This window comes from Schleiferia thermophila (genome assembly GCF_003337435.1).
Classification (GTDB): Bacteria; Bacteroidota; Bacteroidia; order Flavobacteriales; family Schleiferiaceae; genus Schleiferia; species Schleiferia thermophila.
Window position 1 is genome coordinate 1146984 of sequence record NZ_QPJS01000001.1, and the last position, 18152, is coordinate 1165135.

Consider the following 18152-nt stretch of genomic DNA (forward strand, 5'->3'; position numbering starts at 1 on the left):
GGCTAATAATATGCCAGTCATGAGAAACTGCCATTAAGTAAGTCTATCGTTGACAATTTGGCACTTTGTAAAAACTGACATAAAAAAAACCCCGGAAAATCCGGGGTTGTATAGTGCTGAGATTATAAGTTAATTGAAATTGTAGCGGATGCCTACCTGAATTCTCCAAACGTCAGCCACATTGTTTGTGAACTGATAGGGTTCGTCTATCAATCTGCCTTGCAGTTGGAGCAGGCGATATCTGTGTTGGCCATTTGCGTCAACACCTCTGTTGATCAACGGTTGGGTGGAAGTAAATCGGCGACCTACTCCCCAATTGGAATTCAGGAAGTTAGTGAAATTCAGAATGTCAACTCTGAATTGAAGGGAGTTTTTGTATTTACCTTGCTTAATACCGATTTCCTGAGCAATGCTGAAGTCCACACGGTGCACCATTGGAAGCCAAGCTCCGTTTCTTTCGGCATATTTTCCTCGGTTTTTGCTCAAGTAGGGGTCTTTGTTGATAAATGCTTCCCAGGCTTCTTTTTGTTGTTCGGCGGTGAAGGTGATGGATTGACTACCTACAGTAACGGTATACTGCTCAAAATTCATCTCATCCATATTGGCTGCGATGTAAATGAGATCGTTGGATGTACCTCCATCGCCGTTCATATCACCACTGTATGTGTAGCTGGCTACACCTTGAGTAAATCCATCGTAAAATAGCGAGATGGTGGTATTACCAAAATTAGAAAAGAACTTATTACCCATGTTTTTATAGCTGCGATCGCTAAGTATGTTGTAGGAAACTGCGGCAAATGTTCTGTGTCCTTGGGTATTGGCAGAGAAGCCCAATCCAGGATTGTTGGGATCTCCTGTATGAGGGTTGTTATTCCATGAGCCGAAGGCAATGGATCCGGGGTCGATGGTGTTTTTAGCTACACCGTATGAATAACCCAACTTGAAGTAAAGACCATCTTCTTGAGCGGGTCTTTCAATGGAGGCTGAAACATTGTAAGCAAACCCGACATTTTGATTTTTCAGTACAATGGCATTGTCGATGAAGGAATTGATTCTAGTGGCATTGGTAGACGTCCAACGGGGACGAGGATCCACTCCTACGTAAAAAGAATCAGCTGGTGCCAAGTTGGCATTGATGTAGTAAATGCCATTGACGTCTCGGCTGTAAATTCCCTCAAGTGTGGCAATCATTCCCAATGGTAGTCTGTAGTCAACCGCTAGGTTGGACCTCCAAAGCTGAGGGAAGACAAATCCCGGATCGGTAAGAGCTAGCTCGTAGCGCGATGCAGGAGCGCCGGTTACATTGGTTGGCTTGTAGCGGTTAGGATCGGGATGAAAAGGTCGTTGAGTAGTGTTATCCAATCTTTCAAAGCCTGTTAGAATTCCGTTGTTTCCGATTTGATTGGAAATCCATACATATGCCGGACGACCGGAGAACACCCCAGTACCTCCTCTGATCTGAAGGGTACGCGCATCGTCAACAGCGTAGTTGAAGCCTAGACGTGGAGACCACATGGGGTTAGGATCCGGAAGCTTGTCAGTTCTGTATTGTACGGTATTCCCTTTTTCATCTCTAAACAGGAGGGTATCAACTTGAGAGTTTCTATAGGCAGTATTGCCAAAGAATGGTACTTCCACCCTTAGTCCAGCAATGATGTTGAATTTACTGCTGATTTGGAAGTTATCTTGGTAGTAGATTCCTGGTAATGTTACTTTTAACGGCTGAATAGGTTTGTCTTGACCCGGTATGTTGGACCAACGAACTTGAAATCTCCTTAAGTTGACAGGGGAAGTGGTACGATTGGGGTTGTCGAAATAGTCAAGGGCGTCGGTATAGAAATCCTCCAGACTGTTGTATACATACACACTTTGCGAACCGGGGAAGAAAATGTTTTCAGACTGATAATATTCAAGACTTGCCCCAAAAGTGTGGGTATGACGTCCGCTGTATATATTAAAATTGTTTTGAAGCTGCCAGGTGGAATATCTCAGTTCATTATTAGGTGAAAAAGGCTCAAACCCGAAGGTGGTGTACACGGTATTGTCTTTGAGGATATCCACCATCGGGAAGAACTGGCCTACCGGGCGACGGCTTTCGTCCTGGAAGGTGTAGCCAAGGATGAGCTGGTTGCTCATGTTGGTGCCGATTTGAGAGTTCCACTCGCCTATAATGGACCGGATGTTTTCAATAATCTGATAGTTGGAGTTTTTGAAGTTTAGGCCAGTTAAGTTAGTTCTTCTGTTTCCGAAGCCCAATGAAGATGAATTCGACAGTAGAATATCCGAAGAAGAATTTAAGTGATTGTAGCGGAGTGAAATTTTATTCTTCTTATCTAGATTATAATCCAGACGGATCAGAAATTTGTGGGCTATTACATTGTTGTCATAGCCTTCATAAGGTCCGGTAACGTAGCCAAATCTATTAAACAGGAAGGAGCTCAAAGAATCGAGGTCTGATGCAAGGACACGTGTTACATTTCCACCAACAGGTTCATTGCCTCTGTTAGCGCGAAAAGTTGTTCCCGGCTCTGTGGTCTTTTCATATTCGTAAGAAGAGAAGAAGAAGAGTTTGTCTTTCAAAATGGGGCCACCAAGTCTAACTCCATATTGATCGTAATTAAATTCTCCGGGATTAAATTCCAGATCTTTTGCTTTGCGGCCTACCATGTTGTTGTTTCTGAAAAAAGAGTAAATGGAGCCTTGAAAGTCGTTGGTTCCGGAGCGGGTTACAGTATTGACAGTGGCTCCTGTGAAAAGTCCTTGCCTGACATCATAAGGAGCAATATTGACCTGGATTTGGTCGATGGCATCGAGGGAGATAGGAGCAACTCCGGTACGATCTCCTGGCTGACCACCCAGACCAAAGGAATTGTTGAAGTAAGATCCGTCCACGGTGATGTTGTTGAGACGGTTGTCAGCTCCGGCGAATGAGTTGCCTCGACCAGCCTGAGGTGTCAGACGTGTGAAATCGTCGATACGACGCGAAATGGTGGGCAGTGAGTTGAGCGTTTTGTTGTCAACCGATGTGGCTGCTCCTGTGCGTCCTGAGCTGAATACGGGATCAATAGTGGAAGTGACGGTTACTTCCTGAAGGCTAAGGGAGACTTCTTCCATTTTGATGTCAAACACAGAAGGTACTCCCAAGGTTAGGTAGATCCCTTCAATCGTTTTGGTGTGATAACCAATGAATGAAAAGGTAATCCGGTAAGGGCCGCCGACGCGCATGTTGCTGATTTGATAGAAACCGTTATCAGTAGTAACCGCTGAATAGCGTGTACCGGATGGGGTGTGTATGGCGTCGATGGTGGCACCGGGTAATGCCTCCCCGGTTTTAGTGTCGGTAAGTCTTCCTCTGATACCAGAAGAAGTGACCTGTGCAAAGGTGAAGTTTCCGCACAGGAATAATAAAAGAAGTACTAGTGCTTTTTTCATTTTGGGTTGTTTTTGATCACGTGGCAAAATTATTTACAGAAAAATCCATTGGCTATTAATAAATTATTTCAAATGTTTATGAAATTTAATGGTAAAATCATCTTGACATAACATTTTTTTAATGTGCATGCCACTGCATAATATTATCTTATTACTTTATTTTTTTCATTACCACTGCGTTATTTTAAGTAAGAATTCTTCTGTGGTAAAATCAAGGAATTTAATCTTAATTTTTCTTTTAATTTTCCACGTATATACCTAGTAAAGAACATATTAGATCGTTGAAAATGGAAATGTAGTATGCCTCTGTCTTACAAATGTCTGCTAATACAATGATTTTTTTTGTGTCTAAAGCTTTTTTATATTGGTAGAATATTCTAGTTGATTGTAGGGTATAGATTGTGTCTTTTAGCAAAGATAGAATATGGAACATGGGTTTGGAATCTGTAGAAAGCTGGATATTGTCCGTGGGATTTAAATGTAGGGATTTTGTAGTGAGTTTTGTACTTGTTTCAGACTTATTGGTGTATCGATAACTAAATTCTGCTGTACAAATCGCTTTTGTATTTAATGAATTTTAAGGGCGTATTTCTTAGGCTATATTTGGGGATGGGTACTATCCGGGTGTTGATATTTTCCAGGATTTTTTTACGGATTTTTTGTTGTGAAAGGATCAGAGATTTTCGTGGGGTTTGTATTTAAATGATTTGATTTTTTTAGAAAAGATATTATGGGTTTTGGTACAATGGAGGTGTAGGTGGTGGTTAGGGTTATGTGCGTGAGGGATGCGGAGGGCGCCCGACAGGGCGGTGCGCAGCACGGGAGCGAAGCGCACCCCGGAGCAGCCCGACCCCGCGCGGTAAGGCCGGCGCAAGGAGGCCGGCGCGCGGGGGCACGCCCAAATGGATCGTAAATCGATGTGCGGTCTGGCTGGGAGTTTGGTTGGTTATGATTTGATTTTGAAGTACTTGCGAATGGTGTCGACGTAGTTGAGTTCTTCCCAGGTGAAGAGTTTGACTTCTTTTTTGAGCTCCAGGGTGCCGTTGTGGTCGGGCTTTCGGAAGGTTTTGATGACGGTTTGTGGCTTGCGACCCATGTGGCCATAGGCGGCTGTTTCGCTGTAGATGGGTGCGCGGAGGGAGAGTCGTTTTTCGATTTCGTAGGGGCGCATGTCGAAAATGGCATCGATGCCTTCGGCGATTTGTGAGTCAGTGAGGCCGTGATGTGCTGTGCCGTAGGTATTTACAAAGATGTTGATGGGGCTGGCAATTCCGATGGCATAGGATACCTGGACGAGGATTTCGTCGGCTATGCCGGCGGCTACGAGGTTTTTGGCGATGTGGCGGCAGGCGTAGGCTGCTGAGCGGTCGACTTTTGAGGGGTCTTTGCCACTGAAGGCCCCTCCGCCGTGCGCGCCTTTGCCTCCGTAGGTATCGACGATAATTTTACGACCGGTGAGACCGGTGTCGCCATGGGGGCCTCCGATGACGAATTTTCCGGTGGGATTGACGTGGTAGATGATGTCGTCGGTGAAGAGTTTTTGCAGGTCGGGGGTCAGCTGGGCTTTGACGCGCGGTATGAGTATGTCGATGATGTCGCGACGGATGATTTCCTGCATGCGGTCGTCGGCGTCGAACTCGTCGTGCTGGGTGCTGACGACGATGGTGTGTATTTTGTCAGGGCGGTTGTTGTCGTCGTATTGGATGGTGACCTGGCTTTTGGCATCTGGGCGCAGATAGGTCATCATACGTCCCTCCCGGCGGATGTCGGCCAGCTCGCGAAGGAGGCGATGGCTCAAGTCGAGGGCAAGGGGCATGTGATTGGCGGTTTCGTTGGTGGCATAGCCAAACATCATACCCTGGTCTCCGGCGCCTTGTTCTTCAGGCGTGCCGCGCTCTACGCCTTGACTGATGTCGGGACTTTGCTCATGGATGGCGGTGAGGATGCCGCAAGAGTTGGCCTCAAACATGTACTCGCTGCGTGTGTAGCCTATACGGCGTATGGTATCGCGCACTATGGATTGTATGTCGATGTAGGTATTGGTTTTGACTTCGCCGGCTACAATGACTTGTCCTGTGGTGACAAGGGTTTCGCAGGCTACTTTACTGTCGGGGTCGAAGGCCAGGAAGTGGTCGAGGATGGCATCGGAAATTTGATCGGCTACTTTGTCGGGGTGACCTTCGGAGACGGATTCAGAGGTGAATAGATAAGGCATTTTTTTAATGGAATTTGGGTTAAACATTTGGAGGTGATGTGTACTGCTTACCCCTTTTAAAAAAAGCCTTTCACAGAACTACGACGGGTGTGAGTTACTGTTTTAGCATTTTTTAATGTGGTTGCAATCAGCACAAATCTGTCCACAATTCAGGGCGCGAATGTACGTGTACTGACATTTTTTTCAGCGTCTGGTCAAGTGAATTGAAAAAAAAATATTTTTTTTGGATTATTTTGAAATTTTTTATAAAAAGAATGTAAATGTTCTGATATTTTAAAATGAGGGTATGGCAGAATGCTGTTACCATCCGCTGGCGCAGGAGTCACCTTTTCTTTTGGAATCGGCTAAGGGCACAAAGTTGCGGTTGGGAGTGATGTAAATGGCGTTGAAGATGCCAATTTGTTCAATTTCTCGGATTTGATAGCCCATCTTTTGGAGTTTTTTTATGGTGGTTGGATTGAGAGCGCCGTTTTCAACGATGAGTTCATCGGGCAGCCATTGAGCGTGGAGCTTTTTCTGGTCGATGGCTTTTTCCAGCGGCCATCCTCTGGACATCAGCTCAAGGACCTGAAATATGTTGGTGATGATGGTGGTACCTCCCGGAGTACCGACGGCTGCGATAGGCAGCCCGCGATGTAATAAAATGGCAGGTGTCATAGAGCTGAGCATTCGACGATTGGGTCGGACTTTATTGGCAGTGGAAAACGGGAGGCCAAACTGGTTGCTTTGTCCCGGAAGGGTTGAAAAATCGTCCATTTCGTTGTTAAAAAACATTCCGTGGAAATAAAGTTTACTCCCGAAGTAGCCGTTGAGTGTAGTGGTAATGCTTACGAGAAGTCCCGTGGAATCGGCCGTGCAATAATGGGTGGTTTCAAAGCTTTCGATGGAAGCCGGAGAGGGGGTGCCAAAAGCTGCTGAAGGTGTTCGGAATGTAGGGCTGATGCTTGAGGCCATCTGCCTTATATAGGTATCCGAAGTAATTCGGCTGAGGATATCTGGGTCGGTGTCCCGCGGATCGCCCAGGTACTTGTGCCTGTGGGCATAGACTCTTTTGGCCATTTCCGCAAAATAATGAGCATACCGGGGGGAGTACGGTTTAATCCGATGCAGGTTCAGGCTTTCTGACATGCCGCAAAAGTGGCGAAGACCTATACCTCCTGCAGAGGGAAGTGGCATGGTGGCTATAAGATATCCGCGATAGGGTATGAGCTCCGGCTTTCGCCAGACTGGCTGATAACTGGCAAAATCTTCAGCTGTATGCACTCCTCCATGAGTTTGCAGAAAATCGGCCATTTGAAGAGCAAATGTCCCGTGATAAAAGGAGTCGGGACCGAAAGCCGCAATTCTTCGGAGCAGGTTTGCCAATTCAGACTGTCGGACCAGTTGTCCGGGATAGAGTGAGTCGTCATGAAGTAAAAATGATGGCAAAAAGCCAGAAATTCTCTTAATATCGGACGTATGCCTGAGCCATTGAGAGGCCATGTATGGTGTAAGCCGATGGCTGTCAGCCAATTGGATAGCTGGCTGCAGACACCGATGCCAGGGCAATGAGCCGAGCGAATCGTGAAGTGCGAAAAGTCCGGCTACACTGCCCGGAATTCCAACAGAAGTAGCTCCCTCCAGGCTGGGTTTTGTATCTGGATAACGCGCCATCAAATACGCATACATGGAGTCATACGCGGCAGCCGGGGCAGTTTCTCTGAAGTCCAGAGTAAGAATCCGGCCATCGGGCACATGCACGACTGCAAATCCTCCTCCTGCCACGTTTCCGGCTATCTGATACACTGATGCCAGTGCAAAATGTACTGCCACGGCTGCATCTATGGCATTGCCACCGGATTTCAATATTTCCAATCCGGCCTCTACTGCCAGGGGATGTGCAGCCGATACTGCTCCCCTATGGAATGAGACATGTTGTCCTGTAGTCTCTTCAATACTAAACAGATGTATCAGACCAAGTGCTATGTGCAAAAGTCTCATGAAGCTATGTCTCATTTTTTTATGTGTTTCTATTGTTATCTATGCAAAAAAATTTATAAAAGCGTTTTACGCTTAAACCCTCGTTAAAAAATGAAACATCAATTTGCTTTTTTTACCTCAGCGCTATTTATGCTGTCAGGTAAACCCTCATTTGCTCAAACAGTACAAACAGCGCGGGTCACTGCAGCTGAAATCTATATGAATGATGTGGCACAAGTGTATCGGGAAGCTACGCTAAACTTAAAAAAGGGAATCCGTACAGTCGTCATCGCAGGAATCGAAGGCCAACTGATCGACCAAAACTCTGTAGCTGTAGAAATTTATCCGAAGGGTCAAGTAATCAGAATTTTTCCACCGGCAGAAGTTGAGTGCAAGGATGACGACATCTGCAGGGAATTTCAGCGGCAGCTTGAAAGGCTCCAAAGCGAAATACAACAAGACCGACTCGAACTTGAGAAGCTAACAACTGCTGAAAAAATTCTGATTCAAAATGCCAATGTCACCAACAGTCAAAACCTTAATCTGAATCTACTACGAGAAAGCATCAACTACTTTCGAACGGAAACTGCCATGCTGACAGATGCAAAACACAAACGCAAGACTCAGATTGATGAAAAGCAGCAAAAGATCCAGGAACTTCAAGCCAAAATTCAATCGAGAAACCGTTATTTACAAACTCATGTCAGAAATTATTCAGCCCTTGTCGAAGTGCCACAGGATGGGCAATACCAAATTGGCATCTCACACCTAATAAGAGGTATAAACTGGAGACTCCAGCAGGAAATTGACATTGATGAAACTGAAAAACACGCCATTGTAAGAAATCTGGCAGAAGTACGTCTGACTACTGAGGAACGTTGGGAAGATGCTGAGCTTACGCTGATAAATAAATCATTTGACCTAAGTGGCAAACCCATTGAGTTCAGACCATTGAGGGCTGTTTTTTTCAGACCCAGACCCGTGATGACAATCGATGTAGCACCGGTGCGTACACAGCGAATGGCTGAAACCGCACAAAAAATACTTGCAAACGAAGACGCGGAGGCAGAGCAGTTTGATATATCCTCTATGATCGAAGAAACCATTGATGGTGAAACATTTCGACTTAGCGGGAAATATCGGTTGAGTAAAGATACTCCTCTAACTAAAGAACTCTACAGAGATACACTTCCTGTCCAACTTAAATATCAAATTTTCCCTTACGTAGAAACAAAAGCACAATTACTTGCCATTTGTCACACAAAGGTCCATGTTCTGAGGCTCAACCCATCGGTCATCAGGCTCAATGGAAGAGCAGTGGGCATTGAATCCAATCCTCTCTTCCTAAGCGATGATTCTGTACAAATACGGCTGGGAACTGTAAACTACATTACAGCAATCCGAAAAAGACAGAACCTGTATAGTTCGCGTTCTTTTTTAGGTAGCAGCAAAAAAGACACCTATGAATACAGCATTCAGGTCACCAACCGAAGAAATTCGGATGTAACCGTGACGGTGATTGATCGGATACCTGTGAGTACCGATAGTAGAATTGAAGTAAAGTTTAAAAAGACAGGTCAGGTCGAACCGGACAAGCAGGGAATGCTGCGATGGGAAATTACCCTTCAGCCCGGGCTAAGTCGTACTCTGGAATACGGCTTTGAAATAATCTACCCCAAGGATAAGGTTATTGAATTGATAGAAGATGGTAATGAAAACGCAAAGACCTCCGTTCCCCGGTAAAGCGGGATTCCTACAAGGCCGGGTATTCATACGAAGTTCGGATAAAATTCACATATTTATCATCGCTTTAATATTGAACATTTTGCGAAACAAAAGTTTCGGCTATTTTTGCAGACCTTTTTAAACATTGTTTGTTTAACAATCAAAATCAATTAAATCAACTAGTTATGGTACCAATGTACGAGACTGTTTTCATTTTAAATCCCGTCTTGTCAGAAGAGCAGACAAGGGAAACAGTCGAAAAATTTAAGGGTATCATCGAAGCCAAAGGCGGAGAGGTGACCCATGTAGAGAACTGGGGATTAAGAAAGCTCGCTTACCCCATACAGAAAAAGCGCAGTGGTTTTTACCACCTTATTGAATTCAAAGCACCCGGAGAGCTGATTGATACTCTGGAAATCGAACTTAAACGCGATGAACGCGTGATGCGCTATTTGACCGTGAAGATGGACAAGTACCACATTGAGTACGCACAGAAGAGAAGACAAAAACTTCAAAACGCTTAAAAATGGAAATTGCAAACGAATTTGAACTTTCAGCTTCAAGAAGTAGTAAAAACGAAATTCGCTACCTACAGCCTATAGCTATTGATACCACTAAAAAGAAAAAATACTGCCGCTTCAAAAAGTATGGCATAAAATTCATCGACTATAAAGACCCAGATTTCCTGCTCAGATTTGTAAATGAACAAGGAAAAATACTGCCCAGAAGAATCACGGGAAACTCCCTTAAATATCAAAGAAAGCTAGCTCAGGCCATTAAAAGAGCACGCCACTTAGCCTTGCTGCCATTTGTAGCTGATAACCTAAAATAATGTTGGCCATGGAAATCATATTGAAAAAAGACGTAGAAAACCTGGGTTTTAAAGATGATATTGTGAATGTCAAACCCGGATATGCCAGGAATTACCTCATTCCACAGGGCATGGCAGTACTTGCTACTGAATCAGCAAAAAAGGTATTGGCTGAAACCTTGAGGCAAAGAGCACATAAGGAGGCTAAAATCGTGGAAGACGCGCGAAAATTAGCTGCCAGTATGCAGGCAGTAGAAATCAAACTTCCGGTAAAAGTGGGCAAAGGGAATAAACTCTTTGGCTCTGTGTCCAATGCAGACCTTGCAGCTCATCTGGCAAGTATGGGGTTCCATGTAGATAAAAAATACATTACCATCCCCGGGTCAATCATAAAAAACACCGGTAAATACACTGCAAAAATTCGCCTGCACCGCGATGTGCAATTTGATCTTGAGTTTGAAGTATTGGCTCAGCAATAATTGAATTTGTAAATACTTAAATAATTTAAAAGTCGCGCATGGTCGCGACTTTTCTATTTTTGCACCCATTTTAATACTCGCAAATTTTGCTGTATGGAACTTACAAAAGAGGATATTCTCAAAATAGCTAATCTGGCAAAGCTATCGCTTTCGGATGAGCAACTTGAAGCCATGAAATCGGATATGGAAAAAATCCTCAAATTTGTAGAAAAAATCCAGGAACTTCCTTTAGATGATGTGGAACCTCTGGAGTATATAAATCAGGATGTGAATGTGCTACGGCCAGACGCTGCTACCTACACTGTAAGCCAATACGATGCACTGAAAAATGCCGCTGTCAAAGATTCTGACTACATCAAAGTGCCAAAAGTCCTGGGCTGAATATATGACAAAAAGGCAGAAGCTTGTTCACTACTATTGGCTCAATGTAATTATATAACAAAACGCCAAATCAGTTTTCCCATTACATTGACGGCATTGATTGCAAGCTGACCATTTTCAGCTCTTCTTAACGACTGATTGGCTATAAAGAAAAAATCTGCACCAGGAAAGGGTATCCACTGCAATCTGTAGTTGATCAGATATTCATAGGTTGCATTGTTGTATTGACCCAGAATAAAACCAAAAAGATTAGGATTGAAAGCATAACGCATGCGCAATGCAGTGAGAAATACACTAAATCCATCCAGGTCAAAATCACTTCGGGTATAGGTATTTTGAACTGTAAACTGAAAAAATCTGGAAGTTCTAATATTGACGTCTAGCGCAAGTTCATTTCTAACTCCGTGAAAAAATCCTCCGGTAGAATATCTCGATTGGAACCACATTTTTCGCCCGCGAAAAGTTGAAACTTCAGCTGAATATCTGGTGAACCAATACTCACCTGGTTGAATTGTGATAGTACTGAAAATATCAAAAGGGACGAAAATTCCTTCAGCTTGTCGGGATGCATACAGGAAGATGCTTTCTCCTGAGCGGGTTTCCATACCAAAGGGTAAAATCGTGTATTCAAAAGTCTGAAGCGTATTGCCTTCATTTATGTTGGTGATTGTAATACTACCCGGACTAAATATGAATTGACGAATCCACTTCCAAGATCCGTGTGGGTTTGGCCTGGGCTGCCAGTTAAGAATCACAAAATACTCATTAAAGTCTCGTCTGCGCATTAACCCCACCTTAGGCTCAAAACCCTCTCCTGCTCTTTGAGTACTTAAGAATACATTGAATTTGTCATTTGGATATTGAAGAAAAAATCGATAGGCCACATTGTTATGGTTCATCGGAACTCCGGTGGTCGCTGTGCCAATGATGGCTCCTCCGACATTTAAATTTTTTGATCCCAAAAACTGAGCGGTACTATATCTGAAATTGATACCTGTAGTCGTGTGAGCATATTGTTCATTGATTCTAAATATGCTCATTCCTCCGATAGTGGATTGTATGCCCACATCGCGTCGAATGGAAAATGCGGAGAAATTTTCCGGAATAGCAGCATCAGTTCTGCCGGTTTGAATGCTTAGAGCTCCAAGTGTAGTACCAGAGGATTTGCCGAGCAGCCGAATTCCAGCCAAAATAGGGATTGGTTGGTAATTGCTGTCCAGTCCTATTCTTCGCGTATAAAAAGGAATAATGCGATCACCACCAAATCCCATATCAAAAAAATCCTGACCCTCGAGAAAAAATTCCCTTAGCTCAGGAAAAAACAGTGGAAATCGCGTAAGATTGACCTGTTGTCGATCGCTTTCAATTTGAGCAAAATCGGTATTAACAGTGATGTTGAGCCTATAAGAAGGATTAAACAGGTAATTGATGTCCAGACCGGCATTAAAGAGATTTTGCCATACCAATTGGTCACTTGCTGTAGTAGCACCTCCGACACCCGAAATTCCATATGGTTTCACTTCAGCGAAACCCTTGCTCTGTGGAAGGTTATTTAACATCAGCTGACCGGCATTGGTGACAAGATTGAGGCGAGAATCTCTTTTCCATCCTTGCCAGAGCGATTGTTCTCTTAGGTAGCGGATATTTCGCTCAAAATTCAATCCCCATGGATTCTGGCCATTGATATCTTCAAACCGCAGTGTAATGAACGGAATTACAAATTCTGCATTCCATCCGGTGCTATCGATCGATGTTTTTACATCCCATACTCCATTCCAATTAAAGTTGGCTACCTTTCCATTGTCGAAAACCTGATAATCTCCTCTGGCAGCTACCGGATTGGTATAAAAGACAAAGGCATTGCGTTTGTCGTTATACGTATCGAGTAAAATGTAAAATACATCATCTAATTGAACATTAAAATCTCTGGCAAGCTCAAAGGCTGTTATTTTCTCCCGAGGTTGAAGGCACTTCACTGCAATGTACAGATTTTTATCGTCATGTGCAATCCCTACAAATGTTGGGTGTGTGGATGGCCTCCCCTCGTACAACTCTCTTTGGGTTAAAGGTAAGGGTTGGAGAATTTCCTGCCAGACAGAATCGTTTAGTTTGCCATCGATTACAATAGGCTCCCGGATGTGGGTTGATGACAACACCTGGCCCTCTATGGTCAAGACGCAAAGCATCACGACCAGAAGAAAAGGAGTATTTAACCTTTTCACTGTGGTGATATCCGGTTCAGGGTTATTGAATGGATTGAAGCATTTCTTTTATTTTTTCGGAAAGTATTTTTGAGTCCACTCTTCCTGCTAATTTTTTTGTAGCAGTGCCCATTACTTTTCCAAAATCAGAGGGTGAGGTAGCTCCTACTTCCAGTAGTATTTTTTTTACCTCCACTTCTAGTTCTTCCATCGACATTGGTTTGGGAAGAAACTCTTCAATTACTTTCATCTGTGCAAGTTCCTCCTCGGCCAGCTCCACCCGATTGTTTTGAACAAACTGGTCATAGCTTTCCTTTCGTTGCTTGTGAAGTTTCTGTAAAATCTTAATTTCCATTTCTTCAGACAAAATCTCAGAAGCACCTTTTTCAGTTTTGGCCAAAAGAATTGCTGATTTTATTGACCTTAAAGCATTTAGTCGGTCTTTGTCTTTTGACCTCATGGCCTCTTTGATCATGTCATTAATTTGGTTTTCAAGACTCATGGCATATGGTTTTAATAAGTGCAAAATAAAAACAGCCTCCCTTAAGGAAGGCTGTTAATCAGATGAATAACTTTTTTACCTTAAGTTTATTCTTTCTGTGATGGTAGTTGTACCATTAGTAATATTAATAAGGTAAATACCTTTTGCAAAATTGCTTAAGTCAAACTTAAGGTTGGCCCCATCGTGAAGATACATATTTTCAGCAAGTAATACCTGACCTACCAGATTTACGATTCTAACGTCATATCTTCCGGCCTGAATGTTTTCTACATTCACATTCAGCTCACCAGAGGTAGGATTGGGAAACAAACGGACTTTACCTTTGTTGAATTCATCTTTCCCTACAGTACTGTTTCCAGTTACAAAAAATTCGATATAGGGTGCAAAAGTCAGACTTGGACCTATTAGTTCGTTAAGAAGTGAATTTGCGTTGTTTTTGTATCGTGTACCCACAAATAAATTGCCGAAGAGAGCACGGGACTGAGGATATAAATCGTATGCTTCTAAGAAAGTAGGTACGTTCTGTTGAGCATTTGGATCACGAGCATAGATGGGTCTGAAGAAATTTTTACGTACCTGGGGTGTAGCTCCTGCATCATAAAGTGTATCACCAAAACTGTAAGAATAGCCAGGCTTAAAGTGCACTACTGCAGCAACTTTATTTCCTGCAGGAATGGTAAGACTTTGAGGCAAGGGTAACTTAAACTCAACATCTGCACTATCAGATACAGTAAGTCTGTGATGAAGGACTACCCTATTGGTGGCGGTAAGACCATTGTGGAATCCATGGCTACTCACTCCGTCATATCTGGGTGTAGTAAGTGGGATGGCAGTGGTCTGGTTAGGGAAGGTATTGGCCGGATATTGTACACCTGTCCTCCATGTGGTATTGTTGTTTACATCTCCCCAGATGATATCAACACGGATGGAGTCACCTGTAAAATTAGTAAGACCTGAAGTGGCTATATCGTAAAACCCGTAAACAATGATGGTATCAATATTAATGGGGTCATTTGTTGTAAAGTAGTCCAGCTGAGCTAAAACAAAGGCTTGAGAATTAGGATCGAGTACACTGGAAACAGCGTGAATATTAACATGAGACAATCCACTTTGAGTGATCATTACCATTTGTGAATCAGGAGCAAATCCGTTTGTCAGCCAGACGAAATTAAGTTGTTTTAAAGCTGCTACTGGATCCACATGGCTCATTCTCTGAGCTACAGCCTTGTTTCCTTTGTTTGCCACTTTATATGCTTTTGCATTTTCAAGTGCGTTCATCAATTTAACTTTCTTATCAGCCGGTAGCTCTTGAAAGATGAGTTTTGATTCAAGATTTGCGATATTTTCTACTATGGACTGAGCTGAGGTACTAATGCCAGCTGCCATTAGCAAACCAAGTAAAGATTTTTTCATGTTTTCCTAATTTTTTGCTAATTTAAAAACAGTTTGGAATACACGATTAACTTATTGTCTTGAAAACATTGTTAAATTTAATTTTCAACATAGGATGTTATTGGTTCACAAGTACATACAAGATTTCGATCTCCGTAGGCATCATCTACCCTCCTAACTGAAGGCCAAAATTTATTGTCAAAAACAAAAGGTGCTGGATAAGCTGCTTTTTGACGAGAATATGGAAGCTTCCATTCATCTGAAGTAAGGAGTTCCAACGTGTGGGGTGCATTTTTCAATACATTTTCTGACTTATCAGCATCTCCATTGATGATTTCTTCAATTTCGTGTCTGATTGAAATCATTGCCTCACAAAATCTGTCAATCTCAGCTTTACTTTCGCTTTCGGTCGGTTCGATCATCAAAGTACCCGCTACTGGGAAGGAAACTGTCGGAGCATGAAAACCATAATCCATCAATCGCTTTGCAATGTCCACTACTTCTACATTGGCATCTCTTTTAAAAGCTCTGCAATCCAGAATGAGTTCATGTGCTACAGTTCCATTTTCGCCGGTGTAGAGCACCGGATAATATTTTTCCAACCTTGTTTTTATGTAATTTGCATTTAGGATGGCATATTTGGTAGCGTCAGTAAGTCCTTGAGCGCCTAGCATTTTTATATATGCATAGGATATGATGAGAATAAGGCCACTTCCGTACGGAGCTGCGGAGATGGATGAAATAGCTTGTTTACCACCCGTCTTTACAATGGGATGACCAGGCAGGAAAGGTGATAAATGTTTTGCTACACAGATGGGTCCCATTCCCGGACCTCCTCCCCCATGTGGGATGGCGAAAGTCTTATGTAAATTCAGGTGACACACATCCGCACCAATAGCTGCGGGATTGGTCAGACCTACTTGAGCATTCATATTAGCACCGTCCATATAGACCTGACCTCCATGTGCATGCACAATATCGGTAATTGTTTTTACAGAGCTTTCGAAGACTCCATGTGTGGATGGATAGGTTATCATCAAAGCAGCGAGCTGATGGCTGTATTTTTCAGTCTGTGCTTTTAGGTCGTTGACATCAATATTTCCTTTTTCATCACATTTTACGACTACTACTTTCATTCCAGCCATTACAGCAGATGCCGGATTGGTCCCATGCGCTGAAGATGGAATCAGGACAATATTTCTATGGCCTTCACCTCGGCTTTGGTGATAGGCGCGTATGACCATCAACCCCGCATACTCACCCTGAGCGCCTGAATTTGGTTGTAAGGACACACTATCAAAACCTGTAATTATGGCCAGATCTTTTTCGAGTTCTCTGATGATTTGCAAATAACCTTGCACTTGTTCCTCGGGTGCAAAAGGATGAATATCAGAAAATTCAGGCCATGATAGGGGTATCATTTCTGTGGCAGCATTCAGCTTCATAGTACAACTACCAAGTGCTATCATGCTGTGATTTAAAGCCAAATCTTTGCGCTCCAGTCTTTTGAGATAGCGCATCATTTCAGTTTCACTATGATAACTGTTAAACACCGGATGTGTTAGGAAAGAAGAAGTTCTTCTCAATTCATCCTGAATACAGCTGGAAACTTCGGGTTCCAGGGCAATGGGCTGTTTATCCGCCACCCCGGCAAATACCTTAACGATGTCTTCAAGACTATCGTCAAATGTAGCTTCTCCCAAGCTGATGGCTACTACTCCAGGAGTAAAATAATTGAAGTTCAATTGGTTATCTTCAGCTAATTTCTTTACTTTGAGTACATCAGCTTCGGAAACAGCAATTCTAATGGTATCGAAATAGGATTTATTCAACTGACGGAAGCCGAGTTTCTCAAGAGCCTGACTCAATCGGATTGCGTTGTGATGTATTCTGCGAGCTATCACTCGCAGTCCATCAGGACCATGATAAATAACATATGCAGCAGCCATCACTGCCAAAAGCACCTGGGCTGTGCAAATGTTTGAAGTTGCCTTCTCGCGTTTTATGTGCTGCTCTCGTGTCTGAAGGGCCATTCTGAGAGCCGGCTTTCCGTCTTTATCGATTGTTCTTCCAATGATCCGACCTGGAATAAACCTCTTAAATTCTTCCTTTGTAGCAAAATATGCAGCATGAGGGCCACCAAATCCGAGTGGTATGCCAAATCGCTGTGTGCTTCCTACCACTACATCAGCTCCCCACTCTCCGGGAGGAGTTAGCAGTACGAGGCTCATGATATCTGCAGCTACAATCACCTTAATCCCATAAGCCTTGCATAGATTCACAAAACTTCTGTAATCTTTAATTTCCCCATTGCTGTCGGGATATTGAACGAATGCAGCATAGTATTGGTCACCTCCGGTGAAGGATTCAAATTTGCCATACACAATTTCAATTCCCAAAGGCGCAGTTCTAGTCTCAAGCAAAGCCTTGGTTTGGGGAAAAACGGTATCGCTTACAAAGAGTTTTTTTGATTCCTGTTTTTCTTTAGATCTGGCAGAGTAGAGCATTGCCATGGCTTCTGCAACTGCTGTGGCTTCATCGAGGAGGGATGCATTGGCAATTTCCATTCCTGTGAGATCGCAGACCATCGTCTGGAAGTTGAGCAACATTTCCATTCTACCCTGTGCTATTTCAGCCTGATAAGGGGTATAAGCTGTGTACCATCCCGGGTTTTCAAAAATATTTCGCTGTATCACCCCGGGAAGTACTGTGCCATAATATCCCAAACCTATATAGTTTCTGAAAAGCTTGTTTTTCGAAGCGATATTCTTAAGTGAAGTTAAGAATTTTCGTTCTGTTTTTGGAAGATCCAGACCTGTGAGGTCTTTAACTCGTATTTTGGCAGGTACAGTTTTATCAATCAGTTCATCCAAAGAACTAACTCCGATTTCTGAGAGCATTTGGTGTATGTCCTCGCTCCTCACTCCAATATGCCTCCAGGCAAATGACTGTATGTCCATAGAATGTGCAAACATTTGATTTGATAGAAATTACAACCGTTTAGAAAAAATGTTTTCCCCTAACAAATGTATAGGTAGTAATTTCTACCAGAAAA

The 18152-nt window shown here is 43.2% G+C and carries 12 protein-coding genes; 5 read left to right on the forward strand and 7 right to left on the reverse strand.

Annotation, left to right across the window (positions count from 1 at the left end):
* Positions 1 to 129 precede the first annotated feature (129 nt).
* From DES35_RS04940 to ggt, 3 genes are all read right to left on the reverse strand, one after another.
* Positions 130 to 3432, reverse strand: coding sequence for a TonB-dependent receptor (locus tag DES35_RS04940; protein ID WP_114365977.1), 3303 nt, complete (start codon positions 3430 to 3432; stop codon positions 130 to 132).
* A gap of 946 nt (positions 3433 to 4378) precedes the next feature.
* Entirely contained in the window at positions 4379 to 5647 is a 1269-nt protein-coding gene (gene metK / locus DES35_RS04945; protein WP_114366028.1) for a methionine adenosyltransferase, read from the reverse strand.
* 300 nt (positions 5648 to 5947) lie between these two features.
* Positions 5948 to 7627: a gamma-glutamyltransferase gene (gene ggt / locus DES35_RS04955; protein WP_170125703.1), complete on the reverse strand. Its 1680-nt coding sequence runs from the start codon at positions 7625 to 7627 to the stop codon at positions 5948 to 5950.
* 90 nt (positions 7628 to 7717) lie between these two features.
* Here ggt and DES35_RS04960 point away from each other — a divergent pair, with 90 nt between their 5' ends.
* From DES35_RS04960 to gatC, 5 genes are all read left to right on the forward strand, one after another.
* Positions 7718 to 9349 carry a mucoidy inhibitor MuiA family protein gene (locus tag DES35_RS04960; RefSeq protein ID WP_114365980.1) on the forward strand — a complete coding sequence of 544 codons (1632 nt, stop codon included), beginning with the start codon at positions 7718 to 7720 and terminating at the stop codon, positions 9347 to 9349.
* A gap of 167 nt (positions 9350 to 9516) precedes the next feature.
* Entirely contained in the window at positions 9517 to 9855 is a 339-nt protein-coding gene (rpsF, locus tag DES35_RS04965) for a 30S ribosomal protein S6 (RefSeq protein ID WP_037357173.1), read from the forward strand.
* Positions 9856 to 9857: 2 nt separating this feature from the next.
* A complete protein-coding gene (gene rpsR, locus DES35_RS04970) occupies positions 9858 to 10163 on the forward strand; it encodes a 30S ribosomal protein S18 (RefSeq protein WP_114365981.1) in 306 nt (101 codons plus the stop codon).
* An 8-nt stretch (positions 10164 to 10171) separates the two neighbouring features.
* Complete coding sequence (gene rplI / locus DES35_RS04975; RefSeq protein WP_037357175.1) at positions 10172 to 10621, forward strand: 50S ribosomal protein L9; 450 nt, start codon at positions 10172 to 10174, stop codon at positions 10619 to 10621.
* A gap of 93 nt (positions 10622 to 10714) precedes the next feature.
* Complete coding sequence (gene gatC, locus DES35_RS04980) at positions 10715 to 11002, forward strand: Asp-tRNA(Asn)/Glu-tRNA(Gln) amidotransferase subunit GatC (protein ID WP_037356822.1); 288 nt, start codon at positions 10715 to 10717, stop codon at positions 11000 to 11002.
* A 50-nt stretch (positions 11003 to 11052) separates the two neighbouring features.
* Here gatC and DES35_RS04985 read toward each other — a convergent pair whose 3' ends face one another.
* From DES35_RS04985 to gcvP, 4 genes are all read right to left on the reverse strand, one after another.
* Positions 11053 to 13224, reverse strand: coding sequence for a carbohydrate binding family 9 domain-containing protein (locus tag DES35_RS04985; protein ID WP_125039322.1), 2172 nt, complete (start codon positions 13222 to 13224; stop codon positions 11053 to 11055).
* 22 nt (positions 13225 to 13246) lie between these two features.
* Entirely contained in the window at positions 13247 to 13705 is a 459-nt protein-coding gene (locus DES35_RS04990) for a GatB/YqeY domain-containing protein (protein WP_114365983.1), read from the reverse strand.
* 75 nt (positions 13706 to 13780) lie between these two features.
* Entirely contained in the window at positions 13781 to 15118 is a 1338-nt protein-coding gene (locus DES35_RS04995; RefSeq protein ID WP_114365984.1) for a T9SS type A sorting domain-containing protein, read from the reverse strand.
* Positions 15119 to 15195: 77 nt separating this feature from the next.
* Positions 15196 to 18057 carry an aminomethyl-transferring glycine dehydrogenase gene (gene gcvP / locus DES35_RS05000; RefSeq protein ID WP_114366029.1) on the reverse strand — a complete coding sequence of 954 codons (2862 nt, stop codon included), beginning with the start codon at positions 18055 to 18057 and terminating at the stop codon, positions 15196 to 15198.
* Positions 18058 to 18152: the final 95 nt, after the last annotated feature.

Coding starts and splice junctions, on each gene's coding strand:
- DES35_RS04940 (WP_114365977.1), bottom strand. CDS start 3,432: ATGAAAAAAGCACTAGTACTTCTTTTATTATTCCTGTGCGGAAACTTC.
- metK (WP_114366028.1), bottom strand. CDS start 5,647: ATGCCTTATCTATTCACCTCTGAATCCGTCTCCGAAGGTCACCCCGAC.
- ggt (WP_170125703.1), bottom strand. CDS start 7,627: ATGAGACTTTTGCACATAGCACTTGGTCTGATACATCTGTTTAGTATT.
- DES35_RS04960 (WP_114365980.1), top strand. CDS start 7,718: ATGAAACATCAATTTGCTTTTTTTACCTCAGCGCTATTTATGCTGTCA.
- rpsF (WP_037357173.1), top strand. CDS start 9,517: ATGGTACCAATGTACGAGACTGTTTTCATTTTAAATCCCGTCTTGTCA.
- rpsR (WP_114365981.1), top strand. CDS start 9,858: ATGGAAATTGCAAACGAATTTGAACTTTCAGCTTCAAGAAGTAGTAAA.
- rplI (WP_037357175.1), top strand. CDS start 10,172: ATGGAAATCATATTGAAAAAAGACGTAGAAAACCTGGGTTTTAAAGAT.
- gatC (WP_037356822.1), top strand. CDS start 10,715: ATGGAACTTACAAAAGAGGATATTCTCAAAATAGCTAATCTGGCAAAG.
- DES35_RS04990 (WP_114365983.1), bottom strand. CDS start 13,705: ATGAGTCTTGAAAACCAAATTAATGACATGATCAAAGAGGCCATGAGG.
- DES35_RS04995 (WP_114365984.1), bottom strand. CDS start 15,118: ATGAAAAAATCTTTACTTGGTTTGCTAATGGCAGCTGGCATTAGTACC.
- gcvP (WP_114366029.1), bottom strand. CDS start 18,057: ATGGACATACAGTCATTTGCCTGGAGGCATATTGGAGTGAGGAGCGAG.